Origin of the sequence: Lysinibacillus sp. PWR01 (assembly GCF_043359455.1) — a bacterium.
GTDB lineage: Bacteria > Bacillota > Bacilli > Bacillales_A > Planococcaceae > Lysinibacillus > Lysinibacillus fusiformis_F.
The window spans coordinates 46308-61888 of the sequence record NZ_JBHERJ010000043.1; the positions used below are offsets into that span (position 1 = coordinate 46308).

Below are 15581 nucleotides of genomic sequence, written 5' to 3' on the forward strand. Positions count from 1 at the left end.
AAGATGACACATCAACAAGCATTAGAACGTTATAGACAAGCTACAAATACACATGATTTTAATGAAGTTAAGGCTATTTTGCATCCACAAGCGGTTTATTGGTTCTCCGATAAAACTTGCACAACTACAGATGAGATTGAGGCTTATTTCAAGCATGCATGGAATGTCATTAAAGAAGAGGTTTATTCAGCTACTGATGTAAAATGGTTAACCGTTGATGAAAAGACGGCTACCTGTTTCTATACATATCACTATGAAGGCTACCATAACGAAAAGTTTGTATCAGGTAGCGGTAGAGCGACAAATATTTTTACGTTAGTTAACGATGAATGGAAGATCATTCATGAGCATTTGAGTAATGGTCATTAAATTATTTTCAATGTAACTTGGACAAGCAACAATGTAATAATCAGCGTTAGTAGTATTTTGGCTATTTTTAATGGAATGTATGGGAGCACTAGGAGACCTAATTGGGAACCTATAATGGAGCCAAGTGCCATAGCAATCGCATAGTGCCATTGAATAAAGCCAGTGTGATAAAACACAACAAATGCTCCTGTACAGCTCCCGAAAAGGAGTACTCGAGTGAGTTGTACAGCCTTTATGTAAGTGTGATGAGAACGTAGATAATGCAAAATGCTAAATGTCGAAGAGCCAGGGCCGAAACCACCATCATACATGGCGATGAAAAATGGTTGCCAAAAACGAGGTGCTTGATGTTCTAGCGAATCAGGAACCTCAGTCCACGCCTTATTCTTCAAAGTAACGACTAAAGCTAAAAGAAGTAGTACACAGGCAGAGTAGTTCATAGTTTGCTCAGACAGCGAAACGGCTAGAAGTGCGCCACAAATTCCCCCAACAATAGCAAGAGCTATATATTTGATGATAGATATGGGATGTAGCTCCTTCTGGTAGAGAAGATAGAAAATACTGGTTAAAGCCGAAATGCCTGTTGAAAATTTGTTTGTTGCAATACTTGTTTGAATTGGGATACCAACAAGCATCATAGCAGGAAGCGTAATCAGTCCGCCGCCTCCCGCAAGTGTACCGACAAAAGCAGCTACTATTCCGACGCATACGAGTGTTAAAGAAATGTTTGTATAGAAAAGTCCAATTAAGCTAAGTAGTACAAAGAACAACAGCATGATCATTTTATTCATAAGCTTCTCCTTTCACTTTATTAGCTTTAGGGTAAATGGTGTTAATGTATAAATCTAATATATTATTTTTGATAATTCATAAAATAAATTTATATAAATAGGGGTATTAAATGAATCACCAAATATATCAATGGGGAAATCCTCATAATCCATCTTTAGTTTTTTTACATGGACTTGGAAGCTCAGGTTTAGCATTTGGGGAGCTAGCAACGTATTTATCGGAGTACCATGTTATTTCCTTTGACCTACCTGGACATGGTTATAGAACCGCGTTAGAAGAAGAGGAGGGTTATCTCCCTTCCAATTTAATTAAACTAATAGAAGAAATAATAGGTACAAATTTAAAGAGTAAGCCCTTTTATTTGATAGGGCATTCTTTTGGAGCAGATCTGGCTATCCATTTCGGATCTAAATACCCGCAGCAACTTAAAGGCATGGTATTGCTAGATGGGGGATATATGTCAGGGAAAGATTTAGGTATCACATTAGAAAAGGAATTAAAGGACGTAGCAAGCTTTTGCGAAAATGTCCGCTTCCCATCATGGGAAGAATTCTTTAAATCTGAGAAAGAAGAGCTTGCTCGATGGTCAGAAGAGTTAGAAGTAGCTTCAAAAGCACAAGTAAAGGAACAAAATGGTGAGATTAGGCTAACTCTATCTCCCTTCACGGCACAAGCAATGATAAAAGGTATGAATGTGGAGCCAGTTGACCAAGTAGTGGGTATGATAAAATGTCCTACACTATTATTGCATGCAACGGTACCTGCAGAGCTAGGAACGAAAAGAAAAGGTTGTATTCAGAAATTACAAGTAAAAATAGAACATTTAGATGTTGAATCTATTGAAGGAGCAGGACACGATATCTTTCGAGATGTCCCTGAAATAGTGGCGGAAAGATTAAATTTTTGGTGTAAAGTTTAATTGGAGGCTGAATGAATGAGATTGCTTCAAACGGAGGAAGAGCTGAAGAATTTAATAGCATCTGATAACTGGATGATGAGCATTTTATCCACAGTAGAAACCTTGCAACTCCCGGATTGGTGGGTATGTGCAGGAGTCATTCGCTCAAAGGTATGGGATTACCTTCATGAAAAAGAAGATAGAACACCAATTGCTGATATTGATGTGATATATTTTGATAAAGAAAATTTAGCAGAAGAAATAGAAAAACAGTATGAGCAGGAACTGAGAAAGGTATCTCCAAACGAGCCTTGGTCCGTGAAAAATCAAGCACGAATGCATGTCCTAAATGGTAGTAAACCATATCAGTCTGCTGTTGATGGAATCTCTCATTTCCCAGAAATCCCAACGGCAATTGGAGTAAAATTATCAGATGGGTTGCTAGAGATTGCAGCACCGTATGGGATTTATCTTTTAGGAGCAGGCATTGTAGAGCCAACACCATTTTACCTCGAAAATAAGGATAACTATGCGATTTATCGCCAAAGAATTCAGCAAAAACAATGGCATTTAAGTTGGTCAAAATTAGAAATTAATCTTCAGTAAAAATGAAAGAGGGGGGACCAATTGCAACGAGATAAAACCTATGTCATCAAACACTATGAAAAATCAGTGGATTGGATAAATCATTTGCAAGGATTATCTGAGGAGCAATGGCGTATGCCCATCGAACCTGGGAAATGGTCAGTTGCAGAGGTAATTGGACATCTTCCTCCATGGGATAAGTTTGTGCTAAATCACCGAATTCCTTTTCTTCTTACAGATGAGCGTCTGCCGAAAGGGCCAGATGTAGCACATTTGAATACGATGGCTGCTAAGAAAAGTCGTGAACAAGCAATGGAGGAAACATTGAATGAATTTATTTTCACAAGACGTCAATTATTACAGACCATTCAGCGATGGACAGATGAGCAATGGCAACAGTCGTTTAAAATTGGGCAGTCAGAGATGACCATAGTCGATTATTTTGTAGGATTAATCAATCATGATTTACATCATTTTTCACAGATTCAGAATGTTATACATGTATAGGAGTTAGCATATGGATATCAAATATTTAATTGATTACTTTGCACATGCTTCTGTAAAATTTACAGATGTTTTTATTAAAAAAATGAAGCCTGGTGAAGTGGATGTTGGTAGAACAACAGCGCCAGAAAAATGTGGTTTAGTGGTGCCACTTGCAGGTAGTGCGATCTTTAGCTTTAATGGAACGCCCTATATGATGGAGCTAGGAATGATCGTCCATGCAGGACCCCAAATGCCGATAGAAGTGAGAGCGACTGGTCACAAAGGGTGGGAGTATGCAGTTGTGCATTATCGACTACCTACAGAGGAAATAGCTCTTTTTCCACTAGCTGAGCAACATTTTCTCATCAATACAGGTTTTAACACACAAATTATTAGCCATGTTCAGCAATTAATAGAAAGCTATTCCTATCCCGGTAATATGGCTATATTTAAGTCTAAGACATTATTTATGAATTTGCTGGAGGATATTCTTGTAGCGGCAAAAATGAAGGTTTTGGATAGTGCCAGCGAATTAATGGAGCAGGCATTACAATATATACATGAACATTATGCAGAGCAAATCTCCGTATCAAATATCTCGATGGAATTTGGCATTGAGCGTCGTCGTTTTGCTTATTTATTTGAGCAGCATACGGGCATGAATCCAAGCACTTATATTACGGAATATCGTATACGACGCGCAAAAGACTTGCTAGAATATGATGTAATTCCAGTAGCTGAAGTAGCAGAATGTGTCGGATATGTAGATTGTTTTTATTTTAGTAGAGTATTTAAAAAATGTACAGGCTTGTCTCCTTCAGCCTATCGAAAGATGAAAATAGAGGAATCCAACTATATGTAAAAACTGTTTCTTACAAAAAAGAAGCAGTTTTTTTATTAGTAAAATCGGCAAAAATCCATGTCATTTTCGAAATCGTCCATTCACAATCTTTTTTCACTTTGTTAGGATAGTATCCGTAAATGATAATGAGTATCAATTATATATTGACATATATATGAAAACGATTATCATTATCAATATGAGCTCGTTAGGGGAGAATATCTATGAATAAATATTTTAAAATGTGTGCTCCAGCACTATTAGCATTATCACTGGCTGCATGTGGAACAGATAAAGCAGAGGAGTCTACGTCAACAGCTAATACAGCAGAGACAAGCGCAACAGAATCACAGACAGAGCAAGCTAAAACAACACAGACAATTACGTACTTAGGTGAGCAATATGAGCTACCAGCAGAAGTAAAGAACATTGTCGCTGCAAGTCTTGAATCAATGGAAGATGCTGCAATGCTTGGTATTAAGCCAGTAGGTGTTCTTGAAGTAGGTGGCAAAGTTCCTGCCTATCTAGCAACAGATTTTGAAGGAGCTACACTTGTAGGAAATAAAATGGAGCCAAATGCAGAAGCCATTCTTAATCTGGATCCTGATGTAATCGTGGGTACTTCGAAATTCCCTGAAGAAACGGCCGAAAAACTGAACAAAATTCAAACAATGATCCCATACTCACATATTTCAACAAACTGGAAAGAAAATTTAACATTGCTTGCACAATTAGCTGGTAAAGAAGAGGATGCAAAGAAAATCATCTCTGACTATGAAGCAAAAGTTGCTGATGCACAGGTGAAAACCAAGGAGCAATTAGCAGATAAGCAAGTATTAATCATTCGTGTTCGCGGTGGTGTGATGTACATCTATCCAGCAGGTGTTTATTTAAACCCTGTACTGTATGAAGATTTAGGAGCACCAGTTCCAGAAGTTTTAACAACAGCGAAAGCGCAAGCTGAATTATCACTTGAAACATTAGCACAAGTAAATCCAGATGCGATTTTCCTACAATTTGAGGAATCAGAAAATACGGATTCTCCAAAAGCGTTAGAGGAACTACAAAAGAATCCAATTTTCACTAGCTTAAAGGCAGCACAAAATAATCAAGTTTTCGTCAACACAATTGAGCCATTAGCACAAGGTGGTACTGCTTGGTCTAAGGTGAAATTCTTAGATGCCGCAGCTGAAAAATTACTTAAATAGTATAAACAGGCTGGTAGTAGATTTGGTGATATCACCGGGCTATTACCGGCCTTTTGTAAGATACCGTATTTTTCATTGCAAGCAGTTGTTTTTAAAAGGGTATACACTTAAGTGTTTGATATTGTGTGCCACGAAATGGATAAAGAAAAAGGTGTGAAAGTTGAAAAAAACAAACATAGTGTCATTTTCAATATTAGCGGTATCTCCTTTCCTTATTGCCCTTGTGGCACTTATTTCTGTTATGTATGGAACAAAAGATATTAGTGCCCTTACAGTGTGGCAGTCGATGACAGCATTTGATCCGTCCAATGTTGATCATCAAATTATACGGACAGGCCGTATTCCAAGAGTTGCCGCAGTATTGCTAGTTGGAGCATTTTTAGCAGTAGCTGGTGCAGTCATGCAGGGGATTACGCGAAATTATTTAGCCTCCCCTTCATTAATGGGTGTCAATGATGGCTCTGCATTTGTCATCACATTAGCCATTGTGTTTTTCCCAGGGCTTCCTAATTATCAAATGATTTTATTATCGATGTTAGGCTCGGCATTAGGGGCAGGAATTGTCTTTGGTTTTGGCTCTTTAATCCGCAATGGCTTATCACCAGTAAGGCTAGCCATAATTGGAACCGTCATTGGTACATTTTTAAGTAGTATTGCTACTGCGATTGCGATGTATTTCCAAGTATCGCAAACAGTAAGTGCTTGGTATAACACAAAGGTACATATGGTGGATATGGATATGCTTATCCTTTCGATTCCATTTGGTCTAACTGGATTGATCTTGGCTTTACTATCTGCAAAAGCGATTACCATTACTTCGCTAGGTGAAGATATTGCCATGGGACTTGGACAAAAAACAAAAGCGGTGCGAATTATTAGCATGCTAGCTGTTGTATGTTTGACAGGGACAGCGGTTGCACTTGTAGGGAAAATTGCCTTTGTAGGGTTAGTCATACCACATATTACGCGCTTCCTTGTTGGTGTTGATTATCGTTATATTATTCCTTGTGCAGCTGTCATCGGTGCCTTCTTCTTAGCGCTTTGTGATGTCCTGAGTCGCGTCGTCAATTATCCATTTGAAACGCCAATTGGTGTCTTAACTGCATTGGTCGGTGTACCATTCTTCTTATATTTAGTTCGTAAGCACGGAGGTGAAAAACGTGCGTAAAAAAACCTCAAGTGTATTCTTTTTAACCATGTCGATGCTTATTTTATTGATTTTAGTTGCGAGCTATTTACATATTACAAATGGTGTTTTTGATATGTCTGTAATGGATGTCATCAAAACATTATTGCGTATTGAGTCAAATTCAAAATTTGATCTTGTTATTTTTGAATTCCGTTTACCTCGGATTGTCATTGCTGGACTTGTCGGTATTGGCTTAGGTATGGCGGGGGTTGTATTACAGGGCATTACACGCAATGGACTAGCAGATCCAGGTATATTAGGGATTAATGCTGGGGCTGGTGCAGCAGTCGTCATATTCATGTTCTTCTTTCAATTAAAGTTAGTGAGTGCTGATATGAGCAGTTGGCTGTCAATTTTAATGATGCCATTATTCGGTTTTATCGGTGGAACGATTGCAGCTGTCTTGATTTTTTCATTTGCTTTAAAAAATGGTCATCTGGATATGCAGCGATTAATCTTAACAGGTATTGCTATCAATAGTGGATTTGGAGCTTTGTCCTTGTTTCTATCCTTAAAAATGAGTGCACAAGATTTTGAATCAGCGGCCATTTGGATGGCAGGTTCTATTTATAATGCGAATTGGATTTTTGCACTTACGATGCTTCCTTGGCTCTTGATCTTAGGAATATACGTGCATAGAAAATCGTATTTACTCGATTATTTTCAGCTTGAAGAGGATAGCATCACGAGTTTAGGAATAGCGGTTGAAAAGGAGAAAATGAAGCTGTTATTAGCTAGTGTAGGTCTTGTCAGTGCTTGTGTGTCTGTATCAGGGAGTATTGGCTTCATAGGTTTAATGGCCCCACACATTGCCAAGCAGCTTGTTGGTATTCAGCACCGTTATGTTATGCCAGTGAGTGCGTTAATTGGTGCCGGTCTGTTAATTTTAGCTGATTTTATTGGTAAAACCGTTTTTGCACCATCGGAACTGGCTGTAGGAATTGTCGTTTCAATTATTGGGATTCCATATTTCTTGTATTTACTGGTGAAATCTAAGGCATAGGAGGAAATGGTGTGCAAACTGCATTTAGAATGGAAAACTTGGCTTCTGGTTATGAGCAGGTATGTGTCTTTGAAGGGTTAAATTTAACGATAGAAGAGGGTAAAGTGACTACAATCATTGGCCCGAATGGTTGTGGTAAATCTACCCTCCTTAAAACAATAGGACGTATTTTAAAAAAACAACAAGGTACGGTTTATTTGCAGGAGCAAAATATGCAAAATTTATCGACGAAAGATATTGCCAAGAAGCTAGCAATATTATCTCAAACACCTGTTGCTCCTGGTCAATTGAAAGTGGAGGAGTTAATTGCGTATGGTCGCTACCCACATCGAAACAATGTCAATCGTTTAACGAATAAGGATGAGGAAATGATTGAATGGGCGTTAACGGTTACCAATACAATGGAATACCGAAATAGGGAGCTTGCACAGCTTTCAGGAGGTCAGCGTCAGCGTGTTTGGCTAGCTATGGCCTTAGCGCAAGAAACAAATATTTTGCTATTGGATGAACCTACTACTTATTTAGATATGGCACATCAGCTAGAAGTATTGGATATTGTGAAAAGTTTAAATGAGCAGCACAACTGTACAATTGTGATGGTTTTACATGATATTAACCATGCTGCCCGATATTCAGATCATCTTATTGCAATGCGTAAGGGTATTATTATGCAAACCGGCACTCCACAGGAAATTTTAAGTGCTGATGTGATGCGTAAAGTATTTAATATTGATGCACGTATTATGGAAGATCCTGTAACAAATACACCTGTATGCTATGGCTACGACATTTTGAAGGAGGATATTAAATGAATACAGCTAAAGTAGATTACGTTACACAACAAATGACTTCAAAATTGACGAATTATACGTACACAATTAACATCTATGTGCCAGAGGAGGAAGCACCACAAGATGGCTTCCCTGTTTTGTATGTACTAGATGGTTCATCTTATTTTCATCTTGTAAAGGAAGCGGTACGTCTACAAAGTCGTAATGCACCAAAAACAGGTGTCCTTCCGGCTATCGTTGTTGGAATTGGTCATGGCGATGATATGCGTGAAAGAAGATTTTATGATTTTACAGCGCCGGCAGAGACATATACTTATCCAGCACGATTTAAAGGAAAAGGTCATGAAAAGCTTGGAGGAGCAGTAGATTTTAGTGGCTTTATAGAAGAAGAGCTAAAGCCAACGATTGAGGCACAATATCCAGTAAATAAAGCACAACAAGCTTTATTTGGACACTCTTTAGGAGGTTATTTTGCACTTTGGCAACTATTTCATCATCAATCCAGCTTCCAACGATACCTAGCTATTAGTCCTTCCATTTGGTGGAATGAACATGAACTAGTGCAATGTGCGTCAGTATTTCTGAACGAGCATCAAGATATGAACGAAACATTGTTTATGAGCGCAGGTGAACTTGAAACCTTTATGGTGGATGATGCGCGACAAATGGCGACAGTGTTAGAAAAAATAATGAATGTTGATTTTTATGAGGCTTTAAACGAAAATCATGCTTCAATTGTACCAACTGTTATGAGTAGGGCAATACGTTTTATGCATATATCACAATAATAGGTAAACCGCATTGTCTTTTGATAATGTGGTTTCTTTTTTATTTATTAATAAAATAGTTGAATTGTACGCATAATAAAGGAAATTTGGTCATCTGTCTGGGATAAATGGAGGCGCTGTATGCAAAATAAAATTTTAAAAAACCCAGTATTTCTTATTTCTAGTGGAGCAATTTCTCTCTTAGTTATTATCGGAGCCACGATACCGGAAAAATTTAAGAACGTAGCAAACAGCGTATTTCATATGACAACGGATTATTTTGGCTGGTTTTATTTAATGTCAGTCTTTATTATCGTTATTTTTTTATTTGGCTTGGCCATTAGCAAATATGGTACCATTCGCCTTGGATCGGAAGATGGTCGCCCTGAGTTTAGTTTTCTAACTTGGATTTCCATGCTCTTTTCAGCTGGACTTGGTGTCGGTTTGGTCTTCTGGGGAGTAGCTGAGCCAATGAGTCATTATTTTTCACCACCCTTCAGTGACACAAAACCGCTATCAACGGATGCAGCCCGACTGGCGATGGGTTATTCATTCTTTCATTGGGGATTAAGCCAATGGTCTGTTTATGCCATATTGGGGCTTGTAATGGCCTATGTACAATTTAACAAAAAAAGAAATATGCTCATCTCAACTGCCTTAGAGCCTGTCACTGGAACAAATCCAGTCGTTAAAGGAACAATTGATATTCTCGCAGTAATAGCTACCGTTATGGGGGTAGCCACATCGATAGGACTAGGCGTATTACAAACAAATGGAGGTTTGACCTTTGTCTTTGGTTTGCCGGATACATTTATCTTGCAGGTAGCCATTATTTTTATCATGTTTATTGGCTATATGATATCGGCAACAACAGGACTTCAAAAGGGAATGAAGATCCTGAGTAATGTCAATATGACCTTAGCCATTGTTTTACTTTTATTCGTTTTTATAACGGGTCCAACAATCTTTATACTTGAAACCTTTACATTAGCTATTGGTGATTATATTTCAAATTTTATTCAATATAGTTTAAGGATGCAGCCATATGTCGGTGGGACTTGGGTGAAGGATTGGACAATTTTTTACTGGGCATGGGCGATTGCTTGGTCACCATTTGTAGGCTCCTTTATAGCCCGTGTATCCAAAGGCAGAACCATTCGGGAATTTATCATAGGGGTATTAATCATTCCACCTCTCATTGCCTGCTTTTGGATTGCGACCTTTGGTGGAACCGCGATGTGGTTTGATTTACATCAAGATGCACAAATCGCTCAATCTGTTCATAATGATGTTACCGTTGCCCTATTCCAGTTGTTAGAACATTTACCACTTTCAACGATTGCCTCTTCCATTGGAATACTTTTGATCGTTATATTTTTAATTACCTCTGCTGATTCCGCCACTTTTATTATGGCAAGTATGACGACAAAAGGTTCTTTAAATCCAACAATTTTATCAAAGCTAGTATGGGGTATTCTGATGGCGGCTATTTCAGGCGTTTTATTGTATACAGGAGGACTTGAAGCATTGCAAACGGCCTCGTTAATCGCTGCATTACCCTTTACCGTGGTTTTACTTTTGTTAATGATTTCTTATATTAAAATGATGAAGGATGAGATTATTCCTCTTAAGAAAAAGGATATCCAACGTTTGAAAATAGCAAGAAAGCATATTGAAAAGGAAGCAAAAACGAAAGAGAAATAATAAAGCAGTAGACCGTATTAGTAAATAATGCGGTTTCTTTTTATTTTATTATGCATTATTATGAATAAAAAAACATTAAGGGGTGTTATGCTATGGAAATTATTTTAGCAGAGAGCAAGGATGCGGCAATTATACATCAGGTGATGCTACAGGCGTTTCAAGAGTATGAAAAAGCTGTTCCACCATCCAGTGCACTAAGTGAAACGGTGGATTCAATTGAACAGGCGATGCAGCAAAGTGAACAGGCGTTTATTGGCTATATCGAAAAACAGCCAGTTGCCATGGTAAGGTTTACCCTCAGCACTCAGGGAATTTATTTTTTTAGACTTTCGGTTATCCCTGAAAGACAAGGCCAAGGTTTAGCAAAAGCACTGATCTCTAAGCTTGAACAATATGCATTATCGAATGGTATAAAAATTAGTCAGTGCAAAGTACGTATGAGTGTCCCTCGCAATATTGAGTTATATCGCTCGTTGGGTTATGTTGTAACGAAAGAGGAAATGGTGAAGAATCGTAATGGTAACTCTCTACCAATAGTAACCATGGAAAAAAGACTTTCCAATTAGGAGGAGTTTAATTGAGAAAAAAGCTCGGCTGCTTGCATGCTCATCATTCCAATATAGAGTACATAGAGCAGGCCTTTGGAGATAATGAAGATATTGAGCTAATGCATTTTGTAGACCCTGGCGTTATACAGCATGTGTCTAAAGGTAGTAATGGTTTAGCACTTAAGGTTAAGGAGCAAATTGAATGGATAATTAGCTGTGATGTGGATGCCATTTTAATAACGTGTACAAATTATATTGCTTTATTAGAGGATGAAACTTTGTTCGATCCCTCGATCCCTATCATAAAGATTGATGAGCCCTATTTTGAAAGTATATGTAGTAAGCAACAGCCTCAATTTATTCTTTTTACAAACCCTGCGACTGTCGAAGGAACGATGGCAAGACTTCACCAATATGCTAAGCATCAAGGAATATCAGTAGATGTGGAGGCAAAAATTATTGAGCATACATTTGATCTCATTATGCAGGGGAAAAAGGAAGCCTATGATGATGCTATTTTAAGGACTTTACATACTTTGTCAGCTGAACAAAAATCCATATCGGTTGCCCAGCTATCGATGGTGGGTGCAGCAGAACGATTTGAAGATCACACGGCGATTACAATTCTCCATCCAGTAAAGTCATTAGTTTATATTGTAAAGAGTACGATAAAATGATCGCTTCATAATTTACGGAATTTTCTGTAACAATCTGGTTAAAGCAAACGTTTCATAAGAAAGGGGGATGTTATGAAACGAGTTGTATTTTTATGTATATTGCTATTATTCTTAGTGGGTTGTACAGATAAAGCAAAGGTTACAATGCCAGAGGATCTACCTGATTTTGTACAAGAAAATGATTTTGCATCAGTTGATTGGAATCGTAAGGCAGTGGCATTTGGTGATAGAGGCATTATTGGCAATGCCAATAAGTCGGGTGTCATTGGTGCGAATATGCCAAGTTTAAGCACCCAAAAATGGATGTGGCATCTATGGGGTATAGATGAGGTACGGGATACAGAGTTAACGATTATTGGATATCATAAAGATTCTAAAGTTGTACAACCAATTTTAGTGGATGGTTGGAACATAGGCCTCGGTGGACCTGTTAATGGGGCAGATGCTCATACACCTTCACATGTGAAAATTCCTCAGTCAGGTGAATGGGCTATTTTACTGTATACAAATGAAAAATACTTTGATACGTTGATATACGATATCCAGGAATAATAATAAACCCTTGTTTTGTAAGGTTAGGTGCTTACAAAACAAGGGTTTTATACATTTATTGTCACATTTTTAGTTTGTTGATTGTCTTAATATGTAAGGGGCAAAGGAGGTTGTATAAAGTGCATACGAAAGTTTTCGAACATGCTATGGAATATACGAGAGACGAATTAATTAGCTACTTACTAAAGGAATATTATCATAAGGTCTATGTGTATTGCTTTCAAATTTTAAGGAATGCACAAGATGCTGAAGATGCCGTTCAGGAAGTATTTATCAAAGCATTTCAATACAAAAAGCTGTTGAACATAGAAAATTACAGTGCATGGTTGCATAAAATTGCCTATCACTATTGTTTAAATAAAGCAAAGAGGCAATCATTAATAAAGTTTATTTCTTTTGAAGGAAGAGCAAATGTGCAGGATTTAGATTATTTTTATAACCCTGACATAGACCTTGAGTTAGATGAAATTATGTCTAAATTAAAGGCGAAAGAACGGGCGCTGCTTGCCTTAAGAATAATTGAAGATAGGGACTTTGCAGAAGTTGCCTTAATATTAAATATTACGCCTGCAACTGCACGTAAACGATTTGAAAGGGTTAAAGTGAAGGTTCAAAAAATCATTGAAAGGAACAATCAAAATGAAAAATAACATAAAATCATTTCAGGATTTTGAAATTCGTTTAAAGAATGAAATAGTCCCTAAATCCTCATGTAATTCTATTTCAATTAGTAAGGCTCTAAGCCGAAAGCGGCAACAACCTACTGTTATTAGAAAGTCCGTTATCATCGCGTTTTTTACTATTTTTATAACCGCCACTTTGGCAACAGCAAACGAGTTAACAGGTTGGCGACTATTTGACAATGAGGGGAAGCAGCTATTAACAGTTGATTCGATGATAGAAGACGAAGCAGAGATGTATAAAGACATAAGGGAAATAATTGCTCCATACGAGACGACAATCAAGGATTTAAAGACCGCCTTACCAGAAGGAAAATGCTTTTATTTTTTAGCTGTAGAGGCCTATGAAAAGTACGGCATGACTTCAGTATATGCCTATCAGAATGATCAACCATTGAAAAATATTAATGAACTTCCAGTGGAAATAAGAGAAAGATTTCATTTAAGTGAGGATTTACTGGGCTTAAATAGTTTTTCTGGGGGAGTAATTATATACAAACAACCAGACATGAATTTGGAAGAGGCAATCAGTAGAAATGAAGCCATGTATGTAGACGCAAAAAAGAAAAAAGCACCTTACATTATAAGGGAGGAGAATTTGACAACAGATATAGCATCCTTGAATTTAACATACAATAATGGATTAGAGCATGTACAAATTGCTATTGTACCCTCGACTAATAATGGACTTGCTATTATGTCAGAAACGAAACAGGACTATACTAAACTGGTAGAAAAGGATATTGAATTTCTTTTCAATCAGAAAGTTCAAGAACTTTATTTTGTGAAAGAAGAAGAGGGTCAAAAGTATATGATTCATATACTAGGCTCTAAATTCCTAAATGAAGAGAAAATAGGCCCCGAAAAATTAATGACAGTAGCAAGGAAAATATTAAATTGGTAATATAAAAAATAAAATGGAGATGAGCAATTTGACAGATTTACGATATCCCATTGGACAATTCCAATTCCCAAAAGAATTGAACTCACAGAAAGTGCTAGAGTGGATTGAAGAAATTCGCTTATTACCAAAACAACTTGCTGAGGCGTTAAGTGGTGCAAGCAAGCAGGACTTAGCAAAATCTTATCGCGAAAATGGCTGGACCGTGACACAGCTAGTCCATCATATTGCCGATAGCCATATGAATAGCTATATCCGTTTTAAACTAGCGTTAACAGAGGATGTGCCAACCATTAAGCCATACAATGAGGCAGAATGGGCACAGCTACCAGATTCTGAAATGCCAGTAGCCACTTCCGTTCATTTAATTGAACATTTACATGAACGTTGGGTTTATTTGCTGACAAGCTTATCAGATGAACAATTACAAAGAGCCTTTAATCATCCTGATTCTGGATTGACGACACTTGAACATGCAATTGGTCTATATGCATGGCATGGCAAGCATCATTTGGCACATATTCAGAATGCTTTCGCGAAATCTTAGGTATATTAAAAATAGGCGATTTCATTTTAAAGAAATCGCCTATTATTTTCAAAGGTTTCTGTAATTAATTTTGAAATTTTTTAAATTTATTATTGGGTTGATTGTTTCAAGAATTAAGCAATTGTAATACCTGCACTTGCTGTTCCTGTTAGGACTTGAGCAATAGCAACTCCAGAAGTTGTAATGGAGTAAACCATTAGTAAACGGTCACCTGTTACAACTGGAACTGGTGGCACGTTTGCAGAAGCGAATGCTGTCTGGCCTAATGCGATAGCTCCTGTAAAGGATGGAGCAAGACTTACTGTTGCAGCTGTTGCAGTGAACACAGTGCTACCAGCAGGAGCTCGATATACTGTTGCAGTTACTGTTGTTGTACCAAGTAATGCAATAGCAATTGTTGCAGAGAATGATGCAGAAATAGCTGTGATGTTACCAGGACGAGGAACAGAGAATGCTTCTGTTACAACACCTGATAAATCAATTGTATTTCCTAAAACTGCAACACCAGGAACTGCTGTACCAAATCCTATCAAACTAGGAGCTTCAATTAAACCAGTTGCTAAGGATGCTAAAACAACAGGTGTAATACCAGATGAGAAAGGAATGATTGAGCCAGTTGCTTGAGGCGTAGTAATACAAGCAGCATCAATCGCTACAAAAGGCCCGAGTGCACTACATTCACCGTTGCCATTACCATTTCCTGAACAGCCACACATTGAATTATTTAAACACATTGTTACACCCCCTTTCTTCATTATTCTATTCATTTCAGATTAGGGGTTAAGGGCAATTATCTACTTCACCTATAAATTCAATGATTTCTGAATACCAGCTTTTATTTGACACATAAAACATACTAACATTAGTAGTACAAACCAAGGCCATGGTTTGTGCTACTATTTTTTATTGTAGAAGTGAAGAAAAGTCGACCAGCCTCTGGGACCATTTGTGAGTCCGTATATAAAACCGGCTAACTTCATACCCTTAGAGAAATCAGTTTAGTATGTTGGGTCCTAAGAGATCGTGTATAAGAAAGTGGAATC

General features: G+C 37.6%; 19 protein-coding genes. 17 read left to right on the forward strand and 2 right to left on the reverse strand.

All coding sequences use genetic code 11. From position 1 onward, the window contains the following. The first annotated feature begins 3 nt into the window (after nt 1-3). Entirely contained in the window at nt 4-369 is a 366-nt protein-coding gene (locus tag ACEVFT_RS06860; RefSeq protein WP_393948925.1) for a nuclear transport factor 2 family protein, read from the forward strand. Here ACEVFT_RS06860 and ACEVFT_RS06865 read toward each other — a convergent pair. After that, on the reverse strand, nt 366-1160 hold the full coding sequence (locus ACEVFT_RS06865) for a sulfite exporter TauE/SafE family protein (protein WP_393948927.1): 795 nt from the start codon (nt 1158-1160) through the stop codon (nt 366-368). The two genes, ACEVFT_RS06860 and ACEVFT_RS06865, sit on opposite strands and share 4 nt — an antisense overlap. Nucleotides 1161-1270: 110 nt before the next feature. On the opposite strand from ACEVFT_RS06865, the gene ACEVFT_RS06870 reads away from it, so the two are divergent. The 16 genes from ACEVFT_RS06870 (at nt 1271) to ACEVFT_RS06945 (ending at nt 14538) form a co-directional block, all read left to right on the forward strand. Further along, a complete protein-coding gene (locus tag ACEVFT_RS06870; RefSeq protein ID WP_393948929.1) occupies nt 1271-2080 on the forward strand; it encodes an alpha/beta fold hydrolase in 810 nt (269 codons plus the stop codon). A 15-nt stretch (nt 2081-2095) separates the two neighbouring features. Next, nucleotides 2096-2665: a nucleotidyltransferase family protein gene (locus ACEVFT_RS06875; protein WP_393948931.1), complete on the forward strand. Its 570-nt coding sequence runs from the start codon at nt 2096-2098 to the stop codon at nt 2663-2665. 21 nt (nt 2666-2686) lie between these two features. Further along, nucleotides 2687-3151 (forward strand): DinB family protein, encoded by a 465-nt coding sequence (locus ACEVFT_RS06880; protein ID WP_393948933.1) that lies wholly within the window; start codon nt 2687-2689, stop codon nt 3149-3151. A gap of 10 nt (nt 3152-3161) precedes the next feature. Beyond that, entirely contained in the window at nt 3162-3992 is an 831-nt protein-coding gene (locus ACEVFT_RS06885) for a helix-turn-helix domain-containing protein (protein WP_393948935.1), read from the forward strand. Between the two features lie 203 nt (nt 3993-4195). Then, nucleotides 4196-5179 (forward strand): ABC transporter substrate-binding protein, encoded by a 984-nt coding sequence (locus ACEVFT_RS06890; protein ID WP_205446008.1) that lies wholly within the window; start codon nt 4196-4198, stop codon nt 5177-5179. Between the two features lie 160 nt (nt 5180-5339). Continuing rightward, nucleotides 5340-6347 carry a FecCD family ABC transporter permease gene (locus tag ACEVFT_RS06895; protein WP_205446007.1) on the forward strand — a complete coding sequence of 336 codons (1008 nt, stop codon included), beginning with the start codon at nt 5340-5342 and terminating at the stop codon, nt 6345-6347. Next, nucleotides 6340-7371, forward strand: coding sequence for a FecCD family ABC transporter permease (locus tag ACEVFT_RS06900; protein WP_393948936.1), 1032 nt, complete (start codon nt 6340-6342; stop codon nt 7369-7371). Before ACEVFT_RS06895 ends, ACEVFT_RS06900 begins: the two co-directional genes overlap by 8 nt. 29 nt (nt 7372-7400) lie before the next feature. After that, complete coding sequence (locus ACEVFT_RS06905; RefSeq protein WP_393948960.1) at nt 7401-8183, forward strand: ABC transporter ATP-binding protein; 783 nt, start codon at nt 7401-7403, stop codon at nt 8181-8183. Continuing rightward, nucleotides 8180-8950 carry an alpha/beta hydrolase gene (locus ACEVFT_RS06910; protein WP_393948937.1) on the forward strand — a complete coding sequence of 257 codons (771 nt, stop codon included), beginning with the start codon at nt 8180-8182 and terminating at the stop codon, nt 8948-8950. Before ACEVFT_RS06905 ends, ACEVFT_RS06910 begins: the two co-directional genes overlap by 4 nt. Before the next feature lie 120 nt (nt 8951-9070). Further along, entirely contained in the window at nt 9071-10633 is a 1563-nt protein-coding gene (locus tag ACEVFT_RS06915) for a BCCT family transporter (protein ID WP_393948939.1), read from the forward strand. A gap of 92 nt (nt 10634-10725) precedes the next feature. Then, complete coding sequence (locus tag ACEVFT_RS06920) at nt 10726-11199, forward strand: GNAT family N-acetyltransferase (RefSeq protein ID WP_393948942.1); 474 nt, start codon at nt 10726-10728, stop codon at nt 11197-11199. 11 nt (nt 11200-11210) lie between these two features. Next, nucleotides 11211-11858, forward strand: coding sequence for a hypothetical protein (locus ACEVFT_RS06925; RefSeq protein WP_393948944.1), 648 nt, complete (start codon nt 11211-11213; stop codon nt 11856-11858). Between the two features lie 72 nt (nt 11859-11930). Continuing rightward, nucleotides 11931-12410, forward strand: a complete 480-nt coding sequence (locus tag ACEVFT_RS06930; protein ID WP_393948947.1) for a hypothetical protein — start codon at nt 11931-11933, stop codon at nt 12408-12410. A 119-nt stretch (nt 12411-12529) separates the two neighbouring features. After that, on the forward strand, nt 12530-13060 hold the full coding sequence (locus ACEVFT_RS06935; RefSeq protein ID WP_393948949.1) for an RNA polymerase sigma factor: 531 nt from the start codon (nt 12530-12532) through the stop codon (nt 13058-13060). Then, nucleotides 13050-13994 carry a hypothetical protein gene (locus tag ACEVFT_RS06940; protein WP_393948951.1) on the forward strand — a complete coding sequence of 315 codons (945 nt, stop codon included), beginning with the start codon at nt 13050-13052 and terminating at the stop codon, nt 13992-13994. The genes ACEVFT_RS06935 and ACEVFT_RS06940 overlap by 11 nt, the downstream gene beginning before the upstream one ends. A gap of 28 nt (nt 13995-14022) precedes the next feature. Further along, the gene (locus ACEVFT_RS06945; protein WP_393948953.1) at nt 14023-14538 is read left to right on the forward strand and encodes a YfiT family bacillithiol transferase; all 516 of its coding nucleotides are present in this window, start codon (nt 14023-14025) and stop codon (nt 14536-14538) included. Nucleotides 14539-14651: 113 nt separating this feature from the next. Here the strand turns inward: ACEVFT_RS06945 and ACEVFT_RS06950 are convergent, their stop codons facing one another. Further along, the gene (locus ACEVFT_RS06950; protein ID WP_393948954.1) at nt 14652-15272 is read right to left on the reverse strand and encodes an exosporium glycoprotein BclB-related protein; all 621 of its coding nucleotides are present in this window, start codon (nt 15270-15272) and stop codon (nt 14652-14654) included. Nucleotides 15273-15581 lie beyond the last annotated feature (309 nt).